Source organism: Candidatus Cloacimonadota bacterium, assembly GCA_011372345.1.
GTDB lineage: Bacteria > Cloacimonadota > Cloacimonadia > Cloacimonadales > TCS61 > DRTC01.
This window is the reverse complement of the sequence record DRTC01000644.1, coordinates 1-3416: the sequence shown is the minus strand read 5'-3', so window position 1 is coordinate 3416 and position 3416 is coordinate 1. Positions and strand designations below refer to the sequence as shown.

At 36.9% G+C, this 3416-nt stretch carries 3 protein-coding genes; 2 read left to right on the top strand and 1 reads right to left on the bottom strand.

Translation table 11 applies throughout. From position 1 onward, the window contains the following. On the bottom strand, window positions 1-484 hold a 484-nt coding region (locus ENL20_12380; protein HHE39349.1), incomplete at its 3' end, for a CHASE2 domain-containing protein. A 126-nt stretch (window positions 485-610) separates the two neighbouring features. Between ENL20_12380 and ENL20_12375 the strand changes: the two genes are divergently transcribed. Together ENL20_12375 and ENL20_12370 are read left to right on the top strand one after the other, a co-directional pair. Continuing rightward, window positions 611-1462: a DMT family transporter gene (locus ENL20_12375; GenBank protein ID HHE39348.1), complete on the top strand. Its 852-nt coding sequence runs from the start codon at window positions 611-613 to the stop codon at window positions 1460-1462. 273 nt (window positions 1463-1735) lie between these two features. Further along, window positions 1736-3416, top strand: a 1681-nt coding sequence (locus ENL20_12370; GenBank protein HHE39347.1) for a hypothetical protein, incomplete at its 3' end; no start/stop codon positions are given.

Here is a 3416-nt window from a genome sequence, read left to right as displayed (position 1 = left end):
GGGAAAGATCTGCTCGATCCAATCTTTCATCTGCAGAAAGTTGAGCAGATAAATAGACATTTGCCGCTTTTGCGATCGATTCGGCAAACATTCCATCAGTTTCTTCTGCATAAGTTTCTTCCCAATCCATGTCAGGTTCATAAAACTGCATATCAAAAATGACAGCTTCTGCCCCTGCTTTGCTGAAATAATCAACAACATGAGCATAATACGATCTGGGCCAGGGATAGGAAATCCCATTTTCTTTAAAAAAATTCAAACTTGCATCATCAATCGTAACAATGACTATATTGGAATCTGCTCTTTCCGGAATGGGAGCAAGTTTGAAACGTAGATCGATCAGTTTGTATTCCACTTCTTTCATAAATTCAGATGATGTGATTATGTAGGTAAGAAGCAATAAAATTAACGAAAATAATAACAGAACATACCAGCTTTTATAGATCTTGATGATGTTGAATTCTTTTTCCTTTTTACCGAGCATTAATGTTTTCTCCTGTTTCTCAAAATCAAATATTAAAATCAATATGCGCTCATTTGCGTCAAGTTTATTAAATTAAAACTTGCCAGATTTTTGGAATTCAGCATGTTTTCTTAAAAAGGAGAAAGTTTGCTGAATAGATCGAAATCGGTAATTTTTATGCTTATCTCTGCTCTGGCTTTTGCGTTTATGGCAGCAAATGTCAGGCTGGCAGGAAATATTCCCTTATTCGAGAAGGTATTTTTCCGAAACCTGGTTAGTTTAATAGTTGCCTTTTTTATGATCAGGAAAGGTAAAGATAAAATTATTGAAAAAAAAGAAAATCTGAAATATCTGCTGTTAAGGTCTTTCCTCGGTCTTCTCGGAGTTGTCTTATATTTTTATGCGATCAATAATCTTTATCTGGCAGACTCTTCGATGTTGAACAAACTTTCACCCTTTTTCGTAACTTTCTTTGCCTGGTTATTTCTTAAGGAGAAACTTTCCCGGTTTCAAATTGCGGCTTTGATAATCGTGTTCTGTTCTGCTCTTTTGATCATCAAACCAAAACTTGAACTTTCTGTTCTTCCTGCTTTTGCCGGATTCTTATCTGCCATGTTTGCCGGAGCAGCTTATACTCTGGTCAGATTTTTAGGAAACCGTGAAAAACCGGCAACTATTGTTTTCTTTTTCTCTTTGGTTTCCGTTATTGTCATGTTTCCGCTGATGATGATGAAATTTAAAATTCCAACTTTTATCCAGCTTATTTTCCTTTCAGGAACAGGAATATTTGCTGCTATCGGACAGTTTGGTCTGACTCTTGCCTATAAATATGCAAAAGCTTCAGAAGTTGCGATCTATAATTATACGAATATCATTTTTTCCGCAATAATCGGATATTTTTTATGGCAAGAAATTTCGGATATCTGGAGTATTATTGGAGGGATGATTCTAATATCGGCTTCAGCTGGAATTTTTGTTTATAATAAAAATAAGAAATAAAGATCACAACAGTTTACAACTTAATGTCAGATTCTTTTAAAAAAAGGGGGTATGCCTGTAATCCCTAAAAAAACCTTGACACATTATAGAGTATTTTAACTTTATTAAAATAACTAAATTCACTTTGATAAGGTTATAGTGTGGCGTTATTAAAATGATAACGCATTAATGTCGCAGATATGGTTTTTGTTTTTTTAATATCGAGGTTGGTACTTTATTATTTATTCGCACCAAAAAACTGAAATTTTTAAATAAAAAAAATAGGAGAGTATAATGAAAAAAATTTATGCGATCGCTATATTTATCTTAATAATTGGCTTCTTAGCTGCCACAATTACATCATCTTCAGAGAGACTCGATTCTTCAGTAACAAAAGATAAAATATCGATTAACACTTCCAGAAGCACTCCTCCGGGTACCGTTATATGGTCTCAACCCGTGAATTGTGCTTCCAGCCTTACTTCATCGCAACTCGACACAGCTTATCCCTTTGATTCTCAAAAAGCTGACGACTTCACATTTACTACGGATCCAGGAGATATAACTCATGTTAAGTGGTGGGGAGGTTATTGGAATCCCGGAGCATCAGGAAATTTCCCTCCGGATGGATGGAATATTTACCTTTACCTTGATAATGGATTTTGTTCACCTGTATTGACCGGGGACGATCCTGTTCAGGATGCAATTGCTTCCTGGTATATTCCATATGCAGATTCACATGAAGACACAGAGTGCGGTCAAACCGATGATTACGACCATTGGGTAGAATTAAGTCCTGCTTTTACACCTACAGTCGGTCAAACCTATTGGATTGCAATCCAAGCTGTTATGCAGTTTCAACCTCAATGGGGCTGGATGTTTTCTACAGTAAATCCTGGCTGCCCAGTAGTGGGTGGATTTCCATTATTAGGTACACCGTATTGGACGCAGGATGACACAGGAGCTGGACTTGCTTTTGAATTATATCATTATGAATATGGCGGACCGGTCTTAAGTGTTACACCATCAACTTATGTGTATCCTGATCATGTATTAGGAGTTTCTACTCCAGGAACTCAAATCTTTACAATTGAAAATTTAGGTACTGGAAATATTACTATTGATCCAGCCCCATATTTAACCGGTGATCCGGAATTCACCATCACTAATGATACCGGAGCACCATACCCGACAATGGTAAATCCACCTGTGGAAGTAACAGTTCAATTTGATCCAAATGCTGTTGGTTCATATTCTACAACATTGACTGTTATTACTGATGCAGGAACTGAAGTAGTTCCGATCTCGGGGGAATGTGTTCTACCTCCGGAACCATTATATGAATGTCCGATGGATCTTACAATCTGGAATCAGCCTTTAGGAAATCCTGGTCAAGGTTGGTCTGCTGCAACAAGCTGTGAAGCATTAGGATATCTGGTTTATGAAGATTTCTGGGGTCTGACAGACCAAATCTGTGATATTCACTGGTGGGGATTAAATCTATTTTATGATGCCGGGTGGACAGAATGCTCGACTGCCAATACATTTAACATCGTATTTTATGATAATATTGGCGGCTTACCGGGTAATGTTATTTGCTCATATTTAGGTGTGACTCCTACAAAAACTGTTGTTCCAAACTCTGATGTTGATTATGGTTACTGGGTTTATGATTATAGTTATATACTCGATCCTTGTTGTGATTTAACAGAAGGATGGGTTTCTATCCAAAATACTGAAACTGATTGTTATTTCTTATGGATGAATTCTCCCTGGGCATTTTATGGCTATGATGGAGATGAAATGGCATATCAATGGGATGGTTCAGATTATAGTCTTCTAGAGTATGATCTGGCATACTGCTTGACCGAAGCAGAAATAGTTCAACCTGATCCTCCTTTGAATATTACAATTACGACAACACCAAATGGAGTTAATACTGATGTTCATTTAGAATGGGATGCAGTTACTGGTG